Annotated in this window: 1 protein-coding gene; it reads right to left on the bottom strand. The window is 51.0% G+C overall.

The annotated features are described in order from the left end of the window. Positions 1-376: 376 nt before the first annotated feature. Positions 377-532 carry a hypothetical protein gene (locus J9892_RS24780; RefSeq protein ID WP_246876722.1) on the bottom strand — a complete coding sequence of 52 codons (156 nt, stop codon included), beginning with the start codon at positions 530-532 and terminating at the stop codon, positions 377-379. Between the last annotated feature and the right edge of the window lie 238 nt (positions 533-770).

The raw sequence follows: 770 nt of genomic DNA, 5'->3' as shown, positions 1-770 counted from the left end.
GGAGGTTGGCGGAGTTGCGGGGCTGCATAGGCGTCATGTTCATAGAAAAACGCCCCAGGCCATCGAGACCCAGGGCGGTGAAGATATCAAAGACCCGTTTTCCGGTAAATCGCAATGCGGCTCCGCTTAAGTGAACAGCATTGCGGGATGAACCCGGGCTTTTCATTGCCTGCTCTGCGGATTTACTTGCCGATGCAGAATGTAAAGAGTTCTTTTTCTTCAATAAGTTAGTGACTTATCGGGGGCGAGTCGGGGTAAAACTAACCAAATCAGCACATTGAGAGGTTGATCACAGTTACTGTCCTTATCGTGCAAGTTCCCAGGTGGCCCACCCTCAACTGTGCAGCGATCTCACATATGGCAATAGTATGGCGTTTTAATCCCAGCCCATGGTCAGCCTTGCTGAACGGGCCTTTAGACCCTCTAAAATGGCGTTGCTGATGGTTGAAGGGAAGCTTGCCGGCAATTGCTGGGTCACGCGCTCAATAACAGCATCAACGGCGTCGGCCAGTTCTGTCAGGATCTCTTCCATAGCAGAACGCTCAAATCCCACAGCTTTCGCCGTTTGGAAGAAATGGCGCGGGAATATCTGCTCAATGGCGTACTTCTTACCCTTGCTGCTTGCTAAATAGCTGTTCCGAATAGTAGATCACCGGAGGAAGGGAACTCAGTCCAGTTTGTGCGATCTGATTAGTCGCTAAACAAAACAAGCCACACCCAAAGGACTGAGTTGATGCCTATCCTACCACCTCTGCCACGACCACAACGGC

This window comes from Aeromonas sp. Prich7-2 (genome assembly GCF_017939255.1).
Classification (GTDB): domain Bacteria; phylum Pseudomonadota; class Gammaproteobacteria; order Enterobacterales; family Aeromonadaceae; genus Aeromonas; species Aeromonas caviae.
This window is presented reverse-complemented; position numbering and strand designations above follow the sequence as displayed.